Source organism: Pseudarthrobacter sp. MEB009, assembly GCF_030208875.1.
GTDB lineage: Bacteria > Actinomycetota > Actinomycetes > Actinomycetales > Micrococcaceae > Arthrobacter.
In genome coordinates, this window is record NZ_JARVTC010000007.1 from 38,048 (window position 1) to 58,308 (window position 20,261).

The 20,261-nt window shown below is 68.7% G+C and carries 22 protein-coding genes and 1 pseudogene; 14 read left to right on the top strand and 9 right to left on the bottom strand.

Features of this window, described 5'->3' with window-relative positions:
• The first annotated feature begins 79 nt into the window (after positions 1–79).
• From yidC to QRN07_RS06035, 4 genes are all read left to right on the top strand, one after another.
• Positions 80–865 (top strand): membrane protein insertase YidC, encoded by a 786-nt coding sequence (yidC, locus tag QRN07_RS06020; protein WP_285240622.1) that lies wholly within the window; start codon positions 80–82, stop codon positions 863–865.
• 18 nt (positions 866–883) lie between these two features.
• Positions 884–1,441 (top strand): dihydrofolate reductase family protein, encoded by a 558-nt coding sequence (locus QRN07_RS06025; protein WP_285240623.1) that lies wholly within the window; start codon positions 884–886, stop codon positions 1,439–1,441.
• Positions 1,442–1,456: 15 nt separating this feature from the next.
• On the top strand, positions 1,457–2,113 hold the full coding sequence (locus QRN07_RS06030) for an SDR family oxidoreductase (RefSeq protein ID WP_050685337.1): 657 nt from the start codon (positions 1,457–1,459) through the stop codon (positions 2,111–2,113).
• Positions 2,114–2,203: 90 nt separating this feature from the next.
• A complete protein-coding gene (locus QRN07_RS06035; protein ID WP_056596919.1) occupies positions 2,204–3,775 on the top strand; it encodes a Na+/H+ antiporter in 1,572 nt (523 codons plus the stop codon).
• A 28-nt stretch (positions 3,776–3,803) separates the two neighbouring features.
• On the opposite strand, the gene QRN07_RS06040 is transcribed toward QRN07_RS06035, so the two are convergent.
• Positions 3,804–5,000 carry an ROK family transcriptional regulator gene (locus tag QRN07_RS06040; RefSeq protein ID WP_285240624.1) on the bottom strand — a complete coding sequence of 399 codons (1,197 nt, stop codon included), beginning with the start codon at positions 4,998–5,000 and terminating at the stop codon, positions 3,804–3,806.
• Positions 5,001–5,218: 218 nt separating this feature from the next.
• Between QRN07_RS06040 and QRN07_RS06045 the strand changes: the two genes are divergently transcribed.
• The 9 genes and pseudogenes from QRN07_RS06045 (at position 5,219) to QRN07_RS06085 (ending at position 13,455) form a co-directional block, all read left to right on the top strand.
• Positions 5,219–6,931, top strand: a complete 1,713-nt coding sequence (locus tag QRN07_RS06045; RefSeq protein WP_285240625.1) for a glycoside hydrolase family 13 protein — start codon at positions 5,219–5,221, stop codon at positions 6,929–6,931.
• A 31-nt stretch (positions 6,932–6,962) separates the two neighbouring features.
• On the top strand, positions 6,963–7,904 hold the full coding sequence (locus QRN07_RS06050) for an aldo/keto reductase (protein WP_056596924.1): 942 nt from the start codon (positions 6,963–6,965) through the stop codon (positions 7,902–7,904).
• 166 nt (positions 7,905–8,070) lie between these two features.
• On the top strand, positions 8,071–8,934 hold the full coding sequence (locus QRN07_RS06055) for an HpcH/HpaI aldolase/citrate lyase family protein (RefSeq protein WP_050685332.1): 864 nt from the start codon (positions 8,071–8,073) through the stop codon (positions 8,932–8,934).
• Positions 8,934–9,899, top strand: a complete 966-nt coding sequence (locus QRN07_RS06060; RefSeq protein WP_285240626.1) for a DUF2797 domain-containing protein — start codon at positions 8,934–8,936, stop codon at positions 9,897–9,899. The genes QRN07_RS06055 and QRN07_RS06060 overlap by 1 nt, the downstream gene beginning before the upstream one ends.
• A 22-nt stretch (positions 9,900–9,921) precedes the next feature.
• Complete coding sequence (locus tag QRN07_RS06065) at positions 9,922–10,146, top strand: DUF3188 domain-containing protein (RefSeq protein ID WP_056596925.1); 225 nt, start codon at positions 9,922–9,924, stop codon at positions 10,144–10,146.
• 36 nt (positions 10,147–10,182) lie between these two features.
• The gene (locus tag QRN07_RS06070; RefSeq protein WP_056596926.1) at positions 10,183–10,644 is read left to right on the top strand and encodes an FAS1-like dehydratase domain-containing protein; all 462 of its coding nucleotides are present in this window, start codon (positions 10,183–10,185) and stop codon (positions 10,642–10,644) included.
• Between the two features lie 2 nt (positions 10,645–10,646).
• Positions 10,647–11,084 carry a MaoC family dehydratase gene (locus QRN07_RS06075; protein WP_050685329.1) on the top strand — a complete coding sequence of 146 codons (438 nt, stop codon included), beginning with the start codon at positions 10,647–10,649 and terminating at the stop codon, positions 11,082–11,084.
• Positions 11,085–11,094: 10 nt separating this feature from the next.
• A pseudogene (locus tag QRN07_RS06080) lies at positions 11,095–12,365 on the top strand (MFS transporter).
• A gap of 22 nt (positions 12,366–12,387) precedes the next feature.
• A complete protein-coding gene (locus QRN07_RS06085) occupies positions 12,388–13,455 on the top strand; it encodes a UDP-N-acetylmuramate dehydrogenase (RefSeq protein WP_285240627.1) in 1,068 nt (355 codons plus the stop codon).
• On the opposite strand, the gene QRN07_RS06090 is transcribed toward QRN07_RS06085, so the two are convergent.
• Positions 13,436–13,927, bottom strand: a complete 492-nt coding sequence (locus QRN07_RS06090; RefSeq protein ID WP_285240628.1) for a hypothetical protein — start codon at positions 13,925–13,927, stop codon at positions 13,436–13,438. The two genes, QRN07_RS06085 and QRN07_RS06090, sit on opposite strands and share 20 nt — an antisense overlap.
• 69 nt (positions 13,928–13,996) lie before the next feature.
• On the opposite strand from QRN07_RS06090, the gene QRN07_RS06095 reads away from it, so the two are divergent.
• Positions 13,997–15,133 (top strand): winged helix DNA-binding domain-containing protein, encoded by a 1,137-nt coding sequence (locus QRN07_RS06095; protein ID WP_285240629.1) that lies wholly within the window; start codon positions 13,997–13,999, stop codon positions 15,131–15,133.
• 78 nt (positions 15,134–15,211) lie between these two features.
• On the opposite strand, the gene asd is transcribed toward QRN07_RS06095, so the two are convergent.
• The 7 genes from asd to QRN07_RS06130 all read right to left on the bottom strand — a co-directional run bounded on the left by asd (position 15,212) and on the right by QRN07_RS06130 (position 20,228).
• Positions 15,212–16,342, bottom strand: a complete 1,131-nt coding sequence (gene asd / locus QRN07_RS06100) for an aspartate-semialdehyde dehydrogenase (protein ID WP_050685324.1) — start codon at positions 16,340–16,342, stop codon at positions 15,212–15,214.
• A 123-nt stretch (positions 16,343–16,465) separates the two neighbouring features.
• A complete protein-coding gene (locus QRN07_RS06105) occupies positions 16,466–16,879 on the bottom strand; it encodes a hypothetical protein (RefSeq protein ID WP_056596942.1) in 414 nt (137 codons plus the stop codon).
• 1 nt (position 16,880) lies between these two features.
• A complete protein-coding gene (locus QRN07_RS06110) occupies positions 16,881–17,543 on the bottom strand; it encodes a hypothetical protein (protein ID WP_050685322.1) in 663 nt (220 codons plus the stop codon).
• An 18-nt stretch (positions 17,544–17,561) separates the two neighbouring features.
• Complete coding sequence (locus QRN07_RS06115) at positions 17,562–18,509, bottom strand: WXG100 family type VII secretion target (protein ID WP_285240630.1); 948 nt, start codon at positions 18,507–18,509, stop codon at positions 17,562–17,564.
• Between the two features lie 125 nt (positions 18,510–18,634).
• Complete coding sequence (locus tag QRN07_RS06120) at positions 18,635–18,853, bottom strand: NF038396 family protein (protein ID WP_050685320.1); 219 nt, start codon at positions 18,851–18,853, stop codon at positions 18,635–18,637.
• Between the two features lie 2 nt (positions 18,854–18,855).
• Positions 18,856–19,428, bottom strand: coding sequence for a dihydrofolate reductase (locus tag QRN07_RS06125; RefSeq protein WP_050685319.1), 573 nt, complete (start codon positions 19,426–19,428; stop codon positions 18,856–18,858).
• Positions 19,425–20,228, bottom strand: a complete 804-nt coding sequence (locus QRN07_RS06130) for a thymidylate synthase (protein ID WP_050685318.1) — start codon at positions 20,226–20,228, stop codon at positions 19,425–19,427. The genes QRN07_RS06125 and QRN07_RS06130 overlap by 4 nt, the downstream gene beginning before the upstream one ends.
• Between the last annotated feature and the right edge of the window lie 33 nt (positions 20,229–20,261).

Genomic DNA, 20,261 nt, shown 5'->3' on the forward strand with positions numbered 1-20,261 from the left:
GCTGTCCGGCCGGAGCCGCAGCCGTGACAAGCGCCCGGATCCGCAGTAGCTTGGCAGCAACCGGCGGCGGGGGGACTGGGTGGACTTTGCTGATGCGGTGCTGGCGCCGTTCAGGTGGCTTGTATCCGGCGCGTTGCTGCTTTTTCACGACGGCCTGGCCGCCGTGGGGCTGCCGGCAGAAAGCGGCTGGACGTGGACCCTGGCCATCATCGGTGTGGTGCTGGCGCTCCGGGCGGTTCTGCTTCCCTTGTTCCTGGCCCAGGTCCGGGCGCAGGAGGGGATGCGAGAACTGCAGCCACGGCTGAAAGCCCTCCAGGACGGCTATGCTGGCCGCACGGATCCGGCCTCCCGGCAGGCGCTGGCAAAGGAGCAGATGGCGCTCTACAAGGAGCACAGCACCAATCCGTTTGCGGCGTGCCTGCCGTTGCTGCTCCAGGCGCCCTTCTTCCTGGCAGCATTCCAGGTGCTGTCCGGGATCCCCGTTGCAGCACGCAGCGGGGCAGGACTCGCAGCGCTGGACGCCGCGCGAGTGGTCCAGTTCGATGCCGCCGCCATTTTCGGTGCTCCGCTGTCCGCGTCCCTCCTTCATGGTGGCGGTGCGGCAGGCGCCGTTGCCCTGCTTGCTGTGGGCATGATCGTGGTGATGGCCGCCTGCCAGGTGTTGGCCCAGCGTGCTGTCCTCTCCAGGGCGTTGCCTGGCAGTGCCCTGGATCCGGCCGGGCGGCTGCAACGGCGCCTGCTGTTTGTCCTGCCTCTGGTGTTCGCCGTGGGCGGGGTGTACTTCCATCTCGGAGTGCTGGTGTACTGGACGGCTTCGAACGCCTGGACCCTGGCCCAGCAGCTGGTGATGGCCCGCAGGGCCTGAGGCGGGCACAATGGGCGCATGGGCCAGCTGATCTACTCCACCATCGCCTCCCTGGACGGCTACACCGCGGACCGGCAGGGCAAGTTCGACTGGGGCGCCCCGGACGCCGAGGTTCACTCCTTCATCAACGACCTTGAGCGGGAGGTGGGGACCTACCTCTTTGGCCGCCGCATGTACGCGGTCATGTCGGTCTGGGAGGACATGGGCGGCCCGGCGGATGCACCCCAGATCCAGGACTACGCCCGGATCTGGCAGGCGGCGGACAAAACCGTGTACTCGGCCACGCTGGACGCCGTGACCACCGCCCGGACCCACCTGGAGCGGGAGTTCCGCCCGGACGACATCCGCAGGCTCAAGGACGCCACGGAGGGGACCATCGGCATCGGCGGGCCCACCCTTGCCGGTGCGGCGCTCTCAGCCGGGCTGGTGGACGAATGCCGGTTCTTCATTGTTCCGGTGGCCGTGGGCGGCGGGCTGCCGTTCCTGCCCGCAGGCCTGGCGGCCTGGTTTGAGCTGCTGGAACAGCGGCGGTTCGCCAGCGGCGTACTTTATCTGCGCTACGCTGTCCGTCCCTGAGGGCAGAATGGGTCAATGACCCGAATCGCAATCATCGGCGGCCACGGCAAAGTGGCCCTCCACCTGTCCACCCTCCTGGCGGCCGAAGGCCACACCGTCACCTCATTCATCCGCAACCCCGACCATGGCGCCGACGTCGAGGCGACGGGCGCAACGCCGTCGGTCCTTGACGTTGAAAACTCGACGACGGCGGACCTCGCCGCCGCGTTCCAGGGCCTTGACGCCGTGGTCTGGTCCGCCGGGGCCGGCGGGGGCAGCCCGGAACGGACCTATGCGGTGGACCGTGATGCCGCCATCCGGTCCATGGACGCGGCGGCGGAGGCCGGCGTCGACCGCTACGTCATGGTGTCCTACCTGGGCGCCGGCAAGGACCACGGCGTCCCCGAAAGCAACAGCTTCTTCGCTTACGCCGAGGCCAAGGCGGACGCTGACGAATACCTGCGCGGCACGGAGCTGGCCTGGACCATCCTGGGCCCCGGCACCCTGACTGAAGGCCCCGGCACCGGCCGGATCGAGGTGGATCCGGATCCCGAGGGCGGCGGCGACACGTCCCGCACCAACGTGGCCATCGTCGCGGCCGCCGTACTGGACCTGCCCGCAACGGCCAAGCGGACCATCAGCTTCCGTGACGGCTCACTGCCCGTGTCCTCGGCGCTGGAGTCGGTGGACTAACCACCGGCGCCCCGGCCCGGCGGATAGGGTGGACGGGGCGGCCGGAGGTTCCACCGCCTGCAGGCAGCCCCGGCTGCAGGAAGTGGGCACATGGGCCAGTTGGCACTTATCATCGGACTTCTGCTGGCCACGGTGCTCGCTGTGGGACTGGGCGACAGGCTGCGACTTCCCTACCCGGTCCTGATGCTCCTGCTCGCCGTGGGGCTGACGTTCATCCCGGGGTTCCCGGACCTGGACATCGCGCCGGAACTGATCCTGCCGATCTTTTTGCCGCCCCTGCTGTTCGCCACCGCCCAGCGAAGTTCGTGGGCCGTTTTCCGGGTCCGCTGGCGGACACTCATCATGATGGCGGTGGCCCTGGTGGTCATCAGCACCGCCGTGGTGGCCGGCGCCGCGTGGCTGATGATCCCGGGCATCGGCATCCCCGCCGCGATCGCCCTGGGCGCCATGGTGGCCCCGCCCGACCCGGTCGCCGTTGAATCCGTGGCCGGCCGGGTCCACATGCCACGCCGGCTCATCACCGTCCTGCAGAGTGAAGGCCTCTTCAACGATGCCGCCGCCATCGTCATCTTCCAGGCCGCCGTGGCTGCTGCCGTGGGCGGCACCCGGATATCGCCCGACGTCGTCCTGCAGTTTGTGATCGGTGCGGCACTTGCGGTGGTGGTGGGCGTCGCCATGGGCTGGCTGATTGCCCTGGTCACCAGGCTGGTGACCTCCATGGTGGCCCGCACCGCCGTCACCCTGGTGGTGCCGTTTGCCGCCTACATCCTCGCGGAGGAGGTGCACGCCTCGGGTGTGATCGCCGTGGTGGTCACGGCCCTGGAGATGCAGCGGCATTCCCGGCCGCAGGACGCCGCTGAGCGGGTCACCCGGACCGCGTTCTGGGACGTGGTGGAACTGCTGGTCACGGGCCTGGCGTTCGGGCTGGTGGGGCTGGAGATCCGGCAGGTCATCCACGCCGAGGGGTCCGCCATCTACGGGATGCTGGGGGTGGCCGCCGTGGTCTGCGTCCTGGTGTTTGCTGCCCGTTTCCTGTGGCTGGCCATCCTGGCCATGGGGGCCCGGAAACGGCAGAACCTGCTGCAACCCACTTCGGCCAAGGAAGTCCTGATCCTCACCTGGTGCGGCATGCGTGGCCTGGCCACCCTGGCACTCGCCCTGGCCCTGCCGCTGACCCTGGCGGACGGGACGCCGTTCCCGGCCCGGGACCACCTGCTGGTGATTGCCTGCGCCGTGCTGCTGGCCACCCTGGTCCTGCCCGGGCTGACGCTGCCGTGGCTGATGCGGGTGCTGAACGCCTCCCAGGACGGATCCGAGGAGCGGGACGCCGCCCGGGTGCTGGCCAAGCGGGCCCAGACGGCCGCCGTCGCTGCCCTGAAGCAGCACGACCTGATGAAGGACCTGCCGCCGGAGAAGGTGGCACTGGTCCGGGAACGGATGAAGCGGCTGCACGCCGAACTGCTGGACGGCAGTTTGCGCAACGAGCCGCTGGCGGACAAACGCGAACGTGGGCGGGAGCTGGCCATCGCCGTGCAGACCATCGCCCTGGACGCGGCCCGGCAGGAAGTGGTGCTGGCCCGGAACGAGCCGGACATGGATCCGGAAGTGGCGGACAGGGTGCTGCGGCAGCTGGACCTGCGCACCATGATCATGCCCGAATAGGACTTGATCGAATGAGGCCCGGGCGGGCTCAGGCTCCGATGTTTGCCGCCAGCTCCAGGTCCAGGGAGTTGGACTCCACATGGTCCAGGGCGCAGCGCACAGCACCCACGGTGACGATCGCGTCGCCCAGCGGCGAGACGGCCACCCGCGGGGGAGTGGCGGTGAATTCCGCCAGCCGCTCCGTGATGGGGGCCAGGAGTACACCGGCCGAGCCGGCCACGGCACCGCCGATGACCACCAGCTCGGGGTTCAGGAATGTGCCCACGGCGCCTACCACCCGGGCCATCCGGTCTGCGATCCGGTCCAGGATTAGTACCGCCACGGCGTCCCCCGCCGCAGCGGCGGCGAAAACCTGCTCCGCGCCGGCATGCCGGCGCAGGCTGGTGCTGGCGCCGGCGGCCAATTCCGCCGCTGCCCAGTCCCTGGCGAGGGCGGCGATGCCGAACGTGTCGCCCACGCCTTCCACCATGTCCAGGAACGCCAGCTCGCCGGCGCCGCCGGACAGGCCGTGCAACAGCCGCCCGCCGTCCACAATGCCGGCGCCCAGCCGCTCGCTGCCCAGGATGACCACCACGTCCTCCACGCCCATGGCTGCCCCGCGCCACCGGTCGCCGAGTGCCGCGAGGTTGGCGTCATTTTCCAGCAGGACCTTCCAGCCGTGCCGGTCGCGCAGGGCGTCGCGGAGCCCGACGTCGAACAATCCCCAGAACCGCTGGCTGAGCAACACCTCACCGTGGCGGTCCACGGGGGCGGCGATGCCGGCGCACACGGCCAAGACCGAGTCCGGGGTGGCGCCCACGGACTCGAGAACCCGCAGGGCGGTGCTGTCAATGACGGCGATGCGTTCCCCGGCGGAGATTTCCGCCCCGGCAAAGGCCGAGGTGGCACGGCCCAGGACGTTACCGCGGAGATCGGCCACCACCACGGTGGCTTTGGAGATACCTACGTCCATGCCCAGCACGCAGCCGGCTTGTTCATCCAGCTCGAAGCGGCGGGCAGGCCGGCCTTTGCGGTAGTCCCCGTGGGCGCGCTGGTTCTCGAGTTCCCGGAGCCAGCCGCGCTGGACCAGCTCGTCGCACACGGAGATGGCCGTGGCCCGGGTCAGGCCGGTGGCGGCCATGATCTCGGTGACGGTCACGGCGGCCGAGGCGCGCATATAACCGAGGACTGCTCCGGAGCTGACGCGCCGCAGCAGCTGGGGCGTCGCCGCTGTGCTGTCCATCATCGTCTTGACCTTCCGATTGCCTGCCCGCCATAATACTTGAACAACTAAATTTAGAATCAAAATAAATCGTTGGCCGCGGGATGGTGCTGACTCTGGCCAGGGCCCGGCCCGCGTCCTTAAGCCGTTTCCCGATGGTTTACAGCCCGCCCGCGGATAGGTACTGTCCGAAGAGACGGCAAAGCCACCACATAACCCCCACTTAAGAATAGGAACCTCCCTTGCCCACCACCGCCACGCTGGCAACCCTGACCGACTCCGATCGCCTGACTGACGCGAACTGGTGGCGCCAGGCGTCCGTGTACCAGATCTATCCGCGCAGCTTTTCGGATTCGAACGGTGACGGGCTGGGGGACATCAAAGGCATCACGGCCAAGGTTCCCTACCTCAAGGAACTGGGCATCGACGCCGTCTGGCTGAGCCCGTTCTATCCCTCCGCCCTCGCTGACGGCGGCTACGATGTGGACGATTACCGCGATGTGGATCCGAAGCTGGGCACCCTGGCGGACTTCGCCGAAATGTCCGCTGCCCTGCACGGCGCCGGCATCAAGCTGATCGCAGACATCGTCCCCAACCACTCGTCCAACCGGCACGTATGGTTCCAGGAGGCGCTTGCCGCTCCCAAGGGTTCAGCCGCCCGCGACCGCTACATCTTCCGCGACGGGTTGGGCGAAAACGGCGACCTCCCGCCGTCGGACTGGGACTCCGTCTTCGGTGGCCCCGCCTGGGAACGCATCACGGAACCGGACGGCACCCCGGGCCAGTGGTACATGCACATCTTCGCCAAGGAGCAGCCCGACCTGAACTGGTCCAACCGCGAAATCCGGGACGACTTCCTGAAGACCCTCCGGTTCTGGTCTGACCGTGGCGTGGACGGCTTCCGCGTGGACGTGGCGCATGCCCTCACCAAGGACCTGACCGAACCGTTGATCGCCAAGGCGGACCTCTCCGAGGCAAACTCGGGCACGGACGGGTTCCCGGATGGCTCGCACCCGTTCTGGGACCGCGACGAAGTCCATGAGATCTACGCCGAATGGCGTGCGGTGTTCAACGAGTACAACCCGCCGCGCACCGCTGTGGCCGAGGCCTGGGTGCACGCCACCCGCAGGGCCCGCTACGCCAGCCCGGAAGGACTGGGTCAGGCCTTCAACTTCGACCTCCTGCAGGCCGACTTCGACGCCGACGAATACCAGGCGATCATCACGCGGAACCTGGCCGAGGCCGAGGCCACCGGCGCATCCTCCACCTGGGTCTTCTCCAACCACGACGTGGTCCGCCACGCCACCCGCTACGGCCTGCCGCAGGTCTCCAAGGGCAAAGACCACGCCAAGGGCCAGGACGGCAAGGGCTGGCTCCTGGCCGGCGGACCGGAAGCAGACCTGGACATGGCCCTCGGTGAGCGCCGGGCCCGTGCCGCGACCCTGCTGATGCTCGCGCTTCCCGGTTCCGCCTACCTGTACCAGGGGGAGGAACTCGGGCTGCAGGAAGTGGCAGGCATTCCGGACGCCGAGCGCCAGGACCCCACGTTCTTCCGCAACAAGGGTGTGGAGATTGGTCGCGACGGCTGCCGCGTCCCGCTGCCGTGGAAGGTGGAGGGGACCTCCTTCGGCTTCGGTGACGGCGGCGCCCACCTGCCGCAGCCGGACTGGTTCAGCTCCTACGCCGTGGAGGCCCAGGACGGCACCCCCGGCTCCACGCTGGAGCTCTACCGGACCGCCCTGAAGCTCCGCCGCGAACTCCAGGGTGCCGAGGAACTCACCTGGCACAAAACCGGCAACCAGGAGGTGCTGCACTTCAGCCGTCCCGGCGGCTGGCAGTCGGTCACCAACTTCGGGGATACCGCCGTCGACCTTCCCGCCGGTACCGTGCTGGTGGCCAGCGGCCCGCTCGAGGACGGCAAGCTGCCCGCCAACACCACCGCCTGGCTGCGCTGATGCCTGCTGTGCGCCGGCGGCGGGGAGCCTGATGCAGGAACTGATCTACGGCTGCATGGGTCTGGGCGGCAGCTGGTCCGATGACCCGTACGGCCCGGAGCAGGTAGCGGAGGCCTCCGCTGCCGTCCAGGCCGCGCTGGCTGCTGGCATCACGCTGTTCGACCATGCCGACATTTACCGCAACGGCAAGTCCGAGCAGGTGTTCGGCGAGGTCCTGGCCGCCACGCCGGGCCTGCGGGACCGGATCCGGCTGCAGACCAAGTGCGGCATCAGGCTGAACGAACGCGGCCTGGAAACGCACTACGACCTGAGCCGGGACGCCATCCTGGAACGGGTCAACGGCAGCCTGGCCCGGCTGCAGACGGACTACGTCGACGTCCTGCTGCTGCACCGCCCGGATCCGCTGGCGGACCCCGCGGAGGTGGCGGCCGCCGTCGGGCAGTTGATGGCAGAAGGGAAAGTCCGGCACCTGGGGGTGTCCAACATGTCCGGGGCGCAGATCGGTGCGCTGCAGGACCGGCTGGACACCCCGGTGGTGGCCAACCAGCTGGAGCTGAGCCTGCTGGCGCGGGGTTGGCTGGAAAGCCAGGTGCTGGTCAACCATCCGGAGGACCTGGCCTACAGCTTCCCGCGCGGCACGCTGGAATACTGTGCCGCCCACGGCGTGACCCTGCAGGCCTACGGTGCCCTGGCGCGTGGGCTGTACACGGGTGCCGCACCCGCGGATGCCAGCCCGGCGGACCTGGCCACGGCAGCACTCGTGGCGGACCTTGCCGCGGAACTGGACACCACGGGGGAGTCCGTCCTGCTGGGCTGGCTGATGAAGCACCCGGCCGGGATCGCACCCGTGATCGGCACGGTGAACCCGGCCCGGATCCAGGCCTGCGCCGACGCGGCCCGGGTGGCGGCTGCCATGACCCGGGCGCAGTGGTACGGCCTGTGGGTCACTGCGCGGGGCAGCAACATCCCCTGACCCTCCCCAACTGACTCGCACTTGTTGTCGTTTTGACCGCCCATAACGACAACAACTGCGAGTCAGTTGGGTGGCGCGCCGGTCACATTCGGTTTTGTTCGTATTGGTCGGTCCGCGGGCCCATAATGCTTCGCGCAGGGCGCCCCCCGCCAGATACGGTAGAGGCATGACGTCTACCATTTCCACCGAAACCGTAAGGTCCGAACGGAATATCCCCGCTGAAATCGCCCGCTCCTGGCTGCTTGTCAACGCCATGAAGACCGAGCTCTTCGACCAGTCCGCGGTGTCGCGGGCCGACTCGATCATCCTGGATATTGAAGATGCCGTTGACCCTTCGCAGAAGGACCAGGCGCGCGGCCACGTGATCGACTGGCTCACCGGCGGCGGCAAAGCCTGGGTCCGCATCAACGATGCCACCAGCCCGTTCTGGGCCGATGACCTCGCCGGCCTCCGCGGCACCCCCGGACTGCTGGGCGTTATGCTCGCCAAGACCGAATCTGCGGACCAGGTCACCGAAAGCTTCCACCGCATGGACGGCAAGACCCCGGTGATCCCGCTGGTGGAATCCGCCATCGGCATCGAGGAAGCCAACAACATCGCCAAGGCCCAGGGCGCCTTCCGCCTGGCCTTCGGCTCCGGCGACTTCCGCCGCGACACCGGCATGGCAGCCACTGCCGAAGCCATGGCCTACCCCCGCGCCAAGCTTGTTGTGGCCAGCCGCGTGGGCAACCTGCCGGGCCCCATCGACGGTCCCACCGTGGGCACCAACCACCCCATCCTGCGCGAGCAGACCGGGATCACCGTGATGATGGGCATGACCGGCAAGCTCTGCCTGGCCATCGACCAGACCCCCGTCATCAACGAAGTCATCAGCCCCACCCCGTCGGACGTCGCCTGGGCCACCGACTTCATGAACGACTTCGAGGCCAACGGCCGCGTCATCCGTGACGGCTCCGACCTGCCCCGCCTGGGCCGCGCCGAAAAGATCATGAAGCTCGCCGTGGCCTTCGGGGTGCAGCCGGCGCTGTAATGCCCTCCACCGCACCTTCCCAAGACCCCGTGGCCCCGTACCTGGTCCACGGGGTCTTTTGGGATGGGCCGCCGGCAACCGGAACAGCGGCCGACGGCGGCACTCCGGTCCTGCGCCTGCAGTCACCGGAGGGGGACTTCCGCAACGTGGGGCTGGCTCCGGGGAGCAGGCTCGGTTTCCGGGTCGCGGCTCCGGGCCGGTTCTGCCTGGGCCACCAGGTGGTCCACTCCGCCGGATCACGCACGCACGTCCGTTGCGCCAAGGCCAGCCCGGCCACCAAGGGCAAACAGTGCGGGCAGTGCTTTATGCTGGACGACTCCCGGCTGATCCACGACTTCCACCGCGGCGGCCGGGTCCCGCCCGGGCTGCGGAGCTACCTCATGCAGGAGCACTGGCTGTACGTGGCCACCTTCGCCGGCGGCGCCACCAAAGTGGGCACCGCCTCCGGCCCGCGGAAGTGGAACCGGTTGGCGGAGCAGGGCGCCGTCGCAGCCCGCTACGTAGCCCACACGGCCGATGGCCGGGCCGTCCGCGTCCTGGAGGACCAGGTCACCGCGGACCTGGCCCTCACCCAGCAGATCCGGTCCGCAGCCAAAACCGAAGCGCTGCTCCAGCCGCTGGCCGCGCCGGAGATCGACGCCATCAACGCCCGCCGCGCCGGTGAGGTGCGGACCCTGCTGGCGCGCGCCGCCGTCGAGCCCTACACCCCTGTGGCGGAGCGGTGGATCCGGCCGGCGCAGGCCGCGCCCCTCTACGCCGCGACGCCCCGGCACGCCTATCCGCACCCCCTGGACGGCGGCGGGCACGGCTTCCGGTTGGCCGGGCTGAGCGGGACCAACGCCCTGGCGCACCTGGCGGGTTCGGACGCCGCTTTTGTGGTGAACCTTGGCAGGCTCGCGGCCCGGACCGTGGTCCTGGGCAGCTTTGCCTCCGAGGTCCCGGCCATCCAGGAACAGCTGTTCTGACAAGGCCCGGTAAACTGGGACGGTGCTGAACGAATTCTGGGCCACGGCGCCCACCTCCTACAAAGTCATGGTCTTCAGCGCGATGGGACTCATCGCCATCGGCATCGTCCTGAACCTGGTGGGCAACACCAGCGGCAACCAGGGCCTCGCCACCGCGTCCCTGCCGGTGATCGGCCTGGGCCTGGTCCTGCACATCGTGGCCATGGTGGTCCGCGGCCAGTCGATCCGCCGGAACCTGCGGCGCTGACGGGCCTGCCGCCGGGCTGGCGATAGGCTGGAGTCCATGACTATCAATCCGGACCTGCAGGGCCGCAGCTACCCTGCCGCCGAGGTGTACGACGTTGGCCGCGAGAAGATCCGCGAGTTCGCCCGCGCCGTCAAGGCCACCCACCCCGCCCACTTTGACGTTGACGCCGCCACCGCCCTGGGCCACCCGGACCTGGTGGCGCCGCCCACGTTCGCCATCATCATCGCCCAGCGCGCCGACGCCCAGCTCATCGAGGACCCGGAGGCCGGCATCGACTTTACCCGCGTGGTCCACGCCGACCAGCGCTTCACGCATCACCGGCCCATCTTCGCGGGTGACCGGCTCGTCGCGGAACTGCACGTGGACGGCGTCCGGGCCATGGGCGGCGGCGCGATGCTGACCACCCGCTCCGAGATTTTCGCCCTCGACGCAGCAGGCGGCCGCGAACAGGTCACCACCACCACATCCTCCATCCTGGTCCGCGGAGAGGGACAGTAACCATGAGCCCCACCTTCAGCGAACTCAGCGCCGGCCAGGAAATCGGCAGCCGCACCCTTGAGGTCAGCCGCACCGACCTGGTCAAATACGCGGGCGCGTCCGGCGACTTCAACCCCATCCACTGGAACGAAGCCTTCGCCACCGGCGTGGAACTGCCCGGCGTGATCGCGCACGGCATGTTCACCATGGGCGCCGTGGTGCAGCTGGTCACCGACTGGGCCGGCGACCCCGCCGCCGTGATGGACTTCCAGACCCGCTTCACCAAGCCCGTGGTGGTCACCGACACCACCGGCACGGCCGACGCCGGGGCCACCATCGAGGTCACCGGCACCATCGGAAAGCTCGACGCCGAGGCCCGCACCGCGCGCGTGGACCTCACCGTCACCGCCGCCGGACAGAAAGTCCTGATGAAGGCCCAGGCCGTCGTCCGGGTTTCCTGAGCCGACGGCTTTGACCACCGAAGCCACCACCACCCAGGTCAGCTCCTGGCGCAACGCCGTTGTAGTGGCGTACGGCGCCAGCGGCCTGGCCTTCGCGTCCTGGGTGTCCCGGCTCCCTGCCATCCGCGACGGCCTGGACCTGACACCAGGCAACATCGGCCTGCTCCTGCTCTGCATGACCCTGGGCTCGTTTGTGTCAGTCTCTGCATCGGGACTGATTGTGCTGAGGCTGGGATCCAAACGCACCATCCGGACAGGCAGCATCATGGTGGGCTGCGGCTGCTGCTGGCCGGCTTCGGGACCTCCGTGCTGGCCAGCCCCGTGGCTACAGCCGCCGGCCTGGCAGTGATCGGGTTGGGAACAGCCAGCTGGAACACCGCCTCGAACGTGGAGGGGGCCGCCGTCGAACGTTCCCTCGGACGGCACATCATGCCCCGGCTGCACGGTGCGTTCAGCCTGGGCACCGTGGCGGGCGCCGGGTTGGGCGCGTGGGCGGCCGCAATCTCCGTTCCCGTGTTCTGGCACCTGGCCGCAGCCGGCGCGGTGGTGGCCGTTTCGGTGGCGACGGCGGCGTCCTGGTTCCGTGCCGACATTACCCCCGTAGCGGGGGAGCGGACCTATGCGGCGGACAGCTTCGGCGATCCCGCCACAGGGCCCATCCCGGTGCTCGCCCCGGCCGGCCAGCCGGAGCCGGTGGACGCACCGCTGGACAGCAAACGGCAGATCGCCCAGGCCTGGCGGGACCGGCGGACCCTGCTGCTCGGCGTGATGGTGCTGGGGCTGGCGCTGGCCGAAGGTGCCGCCGGCGACTGGGTGGCCCTGGCCCTCGCGGACGGCCACCACCAGTCAGACGCGGCCGGTGCAGCCGGGTACGGCCTGTTCGTCACCTTCATGACCATTGGCCGGTTCGCCGGGACGCTGGTCCTTGACCGGTACGGCCGGGTGCCGGTGATGCGCTGGTGCGCCGCGATGGCGGTTCTCGGCCTGGGCCTGTTCGTTTTCGCCCCGGTCCCGTGGGTGGCGTACGTGGCCTTGGCCATCTGGGGCCTCGGTGCGTCGCTGGGCTTCCCGGTGGGAATGTCCGCCGCTGCCGACGACCCCGCCAAGGCCGCCGCCAGGGTCTCCGTGGTGTCCACGATCGGTTACGGGGCTTTCCTGTGCGGCCCGCCGCTGCTTGGCCTGCTGGCCGAACATGTGGGCATCCTGCATTCCCTGCTCGCCGTGATGGTGGTGCTGGTGGTCAGCTTTGTGCTCTCACCCGTGGCCCGGAAGGCCGCCTGACTTTCCCTAGTATTGTGGATGGGTGACTCCCACCCTGCTTTCCCAGCTCACCACGGCCGCTGTCGGCGGCCCGGCCGGCACCTTCATTGAAGCCCGCACCGAGGCGGAGATCATCGACGCCGTCCGCACCGCAGATGCCGCCGGCGCCCCGCTGCTGATCATCAGCGGCGGCTCCAACCTCCTCGTGTCCGACGACGGGTTCCCCGGAACCGTCCTCCGGATCGCGTCGGAGGGGTTCACGGTCAACGCCGAGGACTCCTGCGGCGGCGTGGCAGTGGCGGTGCAGGCGGGCCACAACTGGGACGCCCTGGTCCGGCACGCGGTGCTGCACGCCTGGTCCGGGATCGAGGCGCTGGCCGGGATTCCAGGCTCAACGGGCGCGACGCCGGTCCAGAACGTGGGTGCCTACGGCTCGGACGTGTCCCAGACCATCGCCGCCGTGCGCACCTGGGACCGGCAGCGCAACGCCGTGCAGACCTTCACCAGCTCCGAACTCAAGTTCGGTTACCGGGACTCCATCCTCAAGCAGACCACCGTTAACGGCTCGCCCCGCTACGTGGTGCTGACAGTGGAGTTCCAGCTGCCCCTGGGCCGGATGAGCGCCCCCATCCGCTACGCGGAACTGGCCGGTGCGCTGGGTGTGGAACCGGGCAAGCGCGCCTACGCCAACGACGTCCGCCGTGAGGTCCTACGGCTGCGCGCGTCCAAGGGCATGGTCCTGGACCCGGCCGACCCCGACACCTCCTCCACAGGTTCCTTCTTCACCAACCCCATCGTGTCTGCGGACCTCGCAGCGGCACTGCCGGCCGATGCTCCCCGGTACCCTGCGGGCGAGGGCGGGCTGGTCAAGCTCTCCGCTGCCTGGCTGATCGACCAGGCAGGCTTCGGCAAGGGCTTCGGCCTGGACCCTTCAGGTGTCTCCGGCGGGCGGGCGTCGCTGTCCACCAAGCACACGCTGGCCATCACCAACCGCGGCGCAGCCAGCGCCGCGGACATGGTGGCCGTGGCACGCGAGGTGCGGGCCGGCGTCGAACGCCGTTTTGGTATTGCCCTGCACCCCGAGCCGCTGCTTATCGGCCTGGAACTCTAGCTCCGGCACGCAGTGGTTCCGGCTGGTCCTGCCGGGCGGCGGCCGAGGCGCCGATGATGGCCGTGGCCCAGCCGGCCAGGGCCAGGTAGACGCCCATAAACATCCACACCAGGACGCCGGGGGCCAGGGGATTCACTGTCCCGGCAGCGATGCAGGTGCCCAGGCCGGCCACGGCAACGGCCAGCGAGAGGATCCACAGGAACCTGCCCGTCCGCGGATGCCTCCGCCAGTTGCGGTGGATCCGGACGTTGCAGCGGCTGGCGCTGATGCCGGGGAAAAGCACCGCGTAGCCGCCGCCAAGGCTCAGGGCCATGGAGGGGAGCAGCGCCAGCGGTTCGGACGTGCCGCTGTCCACAAATGAGGCCAGGGAAAGCAGCCCCAGCGTCGTCCCCGCCAGGACGGCCAGCGTCCCGCCCGCCATCCACAGCCGTGTCCGGCGCGCAAGCAAAAGCCACAAACTCCCCAAAGTCATACGTCCAGCCTAACTGTCCAAGTCAGGTGCCCCTCGCCGCGTGGTCCGGCGCATGCCTAGGATGGGGCCATGGCAGCAGCGGCGGGGTACCGGCTGGACGGCAGGAAAATGGGCAGGCTGCGGCTCGCCGCCCAGGGCCTGGCCGGGGCTCCCGGCCCGGCGCCCGGCGCGGGCGGGACCGGTTTTGCCACGGTCCCGGACGCGGTCCGCTGGATGACGGCCATGCAGGCGCAGGACCTGCCGGCGGCCATGTGGGCTGTGGGGGTCCGGGTACCCGGCGCAGGGCTGAATGATGTGCGGGCAGCGCTGAACGCCGGCACCGTGGTCCGGTCCTGGCCCATGCGCGGCACCCTGCACCTGGTGCCGCCCGAGGACCTGGGCTGGATGCTGGAGCTCACCGCCGACAAACTGACGCGCAGCATCGCAGCCCGGTTCCGGGAGCTGGATATCACCTGGCGGGATATTGAAAAGTCCCGCGACGCTGCCCTGGCACGGATCAGCGCGGGTGGGCCGGTCAGCCGCACGGACCTGTTCAAGGAGTTCGAGGCCGCAGGGCAGCCCACGCAGGGCCAGCGGGGGATCCACCTCCTGGGGACGCTGTGCCGGCACGGCTGGCTGGTCCAGGGCCCGCTGGCCGGAAACCAGCAGCTGCTGGTGGCCTTTGACGACTGGATCCCGGTCTCGCGCCGGCTCTCCCGGCCGGAGGCCGTGGCGGAGTTCCTGCTCCGGTACCTGCGCAGCCACGGGCCTGCAACGGTCCGCGACTTTGCCTGGTGGACGCAGATCCCGCTGACGGAAGTCCGGGCAGCGCTGGCAGGAATCCGGAGCCAACTGGTTCCGCTGGAGTTCGGCGGGACGGAGTATTGGCTGTCGCCGGAAACTGCGTCACTGTTGGACAGCGGCATCCCGGGCGGGCGCTCCCTGCTGCTGCTGCCGGGTTTTGACGAGTTCCTGCTGGGCTACCAGGACCGCAGCCTGGTCCTTCCCCCGGAGTACGCGGACCGGATCGTGCCCGGCGGCAACGGGGTGTTCAAAAAGACAGTGGTGGCCGGGGGAGAGGTGATCGGTACTTGGGCGCTGGCAGGTACTGGGCCGGGTGCCGCCGTCGTTCCTGAACCTTTTGACCCCGTCAGGTCCCTCGGTCCGGCAGCGAAGGCGGCCTTGGTGAAGGCTGCCAATCGCTACCGGGACTTCCTGGCAGGCTGACCACTACCGGCGGCTCAAACCCGTTTGAGCGGCCCCGCCCAAGGCCGTCCACACGGGACAGGGCCGCAGAAACCGGGGCTACAGGTTGCCGGTGGCGATGTTGAGCATGCGGCGCAGCGGCTCGGCGGCGCCCCAGAGGAGCTGGTCGCCCACGGTGAAGGCGCTGATGTACTGCGGCCCCATCTCCATCTTGCGGATCCGGCCCACCGGGATGTCCAGGGTGCCGGACGCGGCCACCGGAGTCAGGTCCGCCATGGACGCCTCCTTGGTGTTGGGCACCACCTTGGCCCACTCGTTGTCGGCGGCCAGGAGCGACTCGATCTCAGCTACTGACAGGTCCTCGCGGAGCTTCAGGGTCAGCGCCTGGGAGTGGGAACGCATGGCGCCGATCCGGATGCAGAGGCCGTCCATGATGATCCGGTTTTCCTCGGCGGTACCCAGGATCTTGTTGGTCTCCACCCCGGCCTTCCACTCTTCCTTGGACTGCCCGTTACCCAGATCGGCGTCGATCCAGGGGATCAGGGAGCCCGCCAGCGGCACGCCGAACTGGGTGGCGTCGATGTCGGTGCGCTGGTGCGCCAGGACCTTGCGGTCGATCTCGAGGATCGCCGATGCCGGATCGTCCAGTTCGGTGCTGACCTCGGCGTTGAGCGTGCCGAACTGGCTGAGCAGTTCGCGCATATGCCGCGCACCGCCGCCGGACGCCGCCTGGTAGGTCATGGACGTGCCCCATTCCACCAGGCCGTTTTTGAACAGCCCGCCCAGGCCCATCAGCATGCAGGACACGGTGCAGTTGCCGCCGATGAAGTCGCGGGTGCCGTTGACCAGGCCCTTGTCGATCACATCGCGGTTGATTGGGTCCAGGACGATGATCGAATCATCGTTCATCCGGAGCGTGGAGGCGGCATCGATCCAGAGGCCGTCCCAGCCGCGGCCGCGCAGCTCGCTGTGGACCCGCTTGGTATAGTCCCCGCCCTGGGCGGTCACGATAATGGGCAGCTTGGCCAGCGTGTCGACGTCGAACGCGTCCTCAAGCTTGCCGGCACCATCCGCAAAGGACGGGGCGGCACCGCCTGCGTTCGACGTGGAGAAAAACACCGGGTTGATGTTGGCGAAGTCGCCCTCGTCCTGCATGCGCTGCATGAGGACGGAGCCCACCATGCCGCGCCATCCGACCAGGCCGACAGAAGGGGTAGCTGCTGTAGTCATTCGTCCAGTTTAGACTTCACGGCCGGGAGTCGGCAGTCGGTTACGTCACTGCCGGGGTTTCGTGAAAACGCGGACGACGGCGGCACCCGGCGGGGTGCGCCCGGGACCTGGCAGCGGCGCGGTTCAGTCGAACTGCCTGGCACTCGGCTCGGGGACCCCGCGTTCGGTGCGGAGGCGCTTCGCTTTGGCCGCAATCCCGGCCAGCCGGCCCGCGTAGGCCACACCACCCAGGCCTGCCGCGGTGAGAACCAGGGCGCCCCACATCGGGTCGCCGCCGCGGGTGGCGGGACCGGTCACCAACAGGATGGAAAAGGCTGCCACCGCAGCGAAGAAGACGGTCATCACCAGCAGGCCACCGGCTGAGCGCACTGTGGGGTGGGAACTGGCGGTCACCACGCCGAGCTCGTCCCGGGCATAGCTGTGCAGCCGGCCTCCGGTGGTGCGCATCAGGACCCGGTTTTCGCCGTGTGCCACTGCCTGCTCATGGTCCGCCCGGACCTGCTGGTCGGCGGCGGTTGGGCTGTTGCTGTTGTCCATCTCAGTCCTGCCGGATCGAACGGATGCGGTCAAGGACCTGGGTGTCTGTGAGTCCGGGCTCTTCGCGGATGGCTTCCGCCGGGCCGTCCAGCACGCCGTAGCCCACTGTCCAGCCGGTCCCGGTGCGCTTGATCAGCAACTGGTTGGCGGCGGGATCCTCGAGCAGCCGCACCGTGGCCCCGCCCGAGGGGTTGTCCTCAAGGTGTTTGCGGATGATAAAGAAGGTGGCCTCGGCCGGGGTGATGTCCGGCCGCTGGGCCATGGCGAACCAGCTGAGGTAGGCCCTGGGCTGCAGCAACATCCGGTAGTCGGCGGACTCGATGGCCAGGACGTTGTCCACGGCATCGGCGGTCAGGAGATTGACCTGCACCCTTTTGGTGGCTGCCGTCAGCACAGCGGCCAGGGCAGCCACCGGGCCTTCCACGGAAAGCCCGCCGCCGGCCTCCACCCTGGCAGCGCCGCGGGCCACCAGGGATGAAGCCCCGGCGGAGAGCAGCGAGCTGTCCGCCAGCTCTGCTTCGAGCCGGAGGGCGCGGGCCGAGTCCGTAGCGGCCGGGCCGCGGCGGAGGTTCAACAGCACAAGCAGCTCGGCGAACCCAAAGCCCGCTGCGTCCGGGAACACCTGGTCCGCGGTGGGCGGGACGGTGGTTGTCGATTCAGTCACTGGTGTTTCTCCTCAGGCCTAGAAACCAAAAAAGTCGCCGACGGCGCCGACGCCGTCGCTGACGGCATCGCCCACAGCTTCCGCACCGTCGGCGATCTTGCCGCCCACGTAGTTCACGGAGTCGTGGATGACGGGGACGTTGTCATAGAGCGCCAGGGCACCGCTGGCCACCATACACGCTGTGCCGGCGGGCGGCGGAAGGAAGGAACCGGCACCCAGCAGGGCCTTCGTGGTGGAGTACGCGGCGTCGCCGTACTCACCGTCCTGGAAGGAATTGAACGCGTCGAGGCCATCGAGGCCCACACCCACTACGCCGAGTCCCTTGCTGAACCCGTCCAGGTACTTGAACGCTTTGGTGTCCTCGGCCAGGCCCAGGACGTCCTGGAACTTCCCTTCGAAAAGGCTGTTGGACATGTTGAAGAATTTGCTGAACTCGTTCGAGTTCTGGAAGGCGCGCCAAGCGGCCGGGTCCAGGTAGTCGCCGACCCGGGACTTGTGCAGCATGGCGGCCATGTCGAACACTCCGGCACGCAGGTTGGGGAAGGCCTTCGCCAGGTTGTAGATGTCCCAGCCGTTGCGGAAGGGCGAATCCGGATCGGCCAGCCAGTCCGGCCCGGACGGGTTTCCGGGGTTGCCGGGATCGGAGCCCCCAGGTCCGTTTCCGCCAGGTCCGTTTCCGCCGGGTCCATTGCCCCCGGGTCCGCCCACCGAACTGGCCTGTTCCTGCTGGTCGGCATTGGACAGCAGCACCTTGGACACCCGCTGCAGCTGCAGGGCGGTCTTCTGCAGGAGGTTCTTGTGGCCGCCGTTCCATTCGGAGCGGAACCGGGCAGCGTCCTGGCCCTTCCACGCGGGATTGTTGTTGATCTGGCTGGTCAGCTGGGTGGACTGCTGCAGCAACATGTCGGCGGACGCGCTGAACTGCTTCGCGAGCGTCCGCAGCTGCGCCACATCCGCGCCCCACATGTTTCCAGCCACCGGCCAACCCCCATTTTCGTTTCACTGCAACCGCCCCGGACGGTTCCGGCCCAGCCTAGGCGGAGCAGGCCAGCGGCCGCGATGGGGCGGACTCCCCATCCAACAAGCTGTGGCTAGCCGCGGTCCGATTCCGCCAGCACCGCAGCCTTGCGCGCCCGGATGGTGTAGAAAGCGCCAAACGCAAACACCTGGGTCACCACCACCAGGATGATGGCTCCCGCGATCTTGTTGCCGCCCAGGATCATGGTCAGGCCCACAATGGCGGACAACAGCGCCAGCAGGGGGAGCAGCATGTAGCCCAGGACAAAGAGGGTTTCGGGTTTTTTCAGCATGTTCAGCCTTCAGTTCTTGACCACTTGGTGAAGCGGTACCGGGTGCCGTTGACGGCGGTCAGCCAGCCGTCCGGAGGGACTGAGGCGGCCGCCTCCCAACTGGTGCCAAGCTCGGGAGCGAAAGTATCGCCGTCGGTGGTTACATCTATGGTGGTGACCACCGCGACGTTGGCCAGGGCAGTGGCCTGCCGGAAAACCTCGCCGCCGCCCAGGATCCAGACCGTTGCACCGCCGTCGACGAACTGCGACTCCAGCAGCGCATCATCGAGCGAGGGAACCACCACGGCGCCGGCCGCCTCGGGCGTATCGGCCCAGGCCGGCTGCCGGGTGATCACGATGTTGGTCCGGCCGGGCAGGGGCCGGTACTTGTCCGGGAAGGAGAGCCAGGTTTTGCGGCCCATGATCACGGGGTGCCCCACGGTGAGGCGGTTGAAGTGCTTGAGGTCCTCGGGCAGGTGCCAGGGCATGTCCCCGTCCTTACCGATCACTCCGTCCGGCGTCTGCGCCCAGACCAGGCCCACGCCCGTGACGGAGCCGGCCAGCTGGGCCGTAAAGTCCTGCGGATCGGCGCTCATACGGCGATCGGGGCCTTGATGGTGGGGTGGTGCCGGTAGCCCACCACCTCGAAGTCAGCCAGGGTGTAGTCGAAGATCGAGGCGGGCTTCCGGGTGATCCGCAGCTGCGGGTACTCGTACGGCTCCCGCTCCAGCTGCTTGAGGACCTGGTCCATATGGTTCTCGTAGATGTGCACATCACCGCCGGTCCAGACGAACTCGCCGGGTTCCAGGCCAACCTGCTGCGCCACCATGCAGGTGAGCAGGGCGTAGGAGGCGATGTTGAAGGGGACGCCCAGGAACATGTCGGCCGAGCGCTGGTACAGCTGGCAGGAGAGCTTCCCGTCCGCCACGTAGAACTGGAAAAACGCGTGGCACGGCGGCAGTGCCATGTCGCTGAGCTCGGCCACGTTCCAGGCAGAGACGATGTGCCGGCGCGAGTCCGGGTTGGCCTTCAGGTTGTCCACGAGCTCGGCGATCTGGTCGATGTGGCCGCCGTCCGGAGTGGGCCAGCTGCGCCACTGCACACCGTAGACGGGGCCCAGGTCGCCGTCCGCATCCGCCCATTCATTCCAGATGGTGACGCCCTGGTCCTGCATCCACTGCACGTTGGTTTCGCCGCGGAGGAACCACAGGAGCTCCACCGCCACGGACTTGAAGTGGACCCGCTTGGTGGTGATCAGCGGGAAGCTGGTGGAGAGGTCAAACCGCAGCTGGCGGCCGAAAACACTGGTGGTTCCGGTCCCGGTCCGGTCCGATTTGTGCGTGCCGGAGGCCATCACATCGCGCAGGAGGTCTTCATATGGGGTAGGAATGCTCACGCCATCAAGTCTACTGGGCAATCCCGGCCGCAC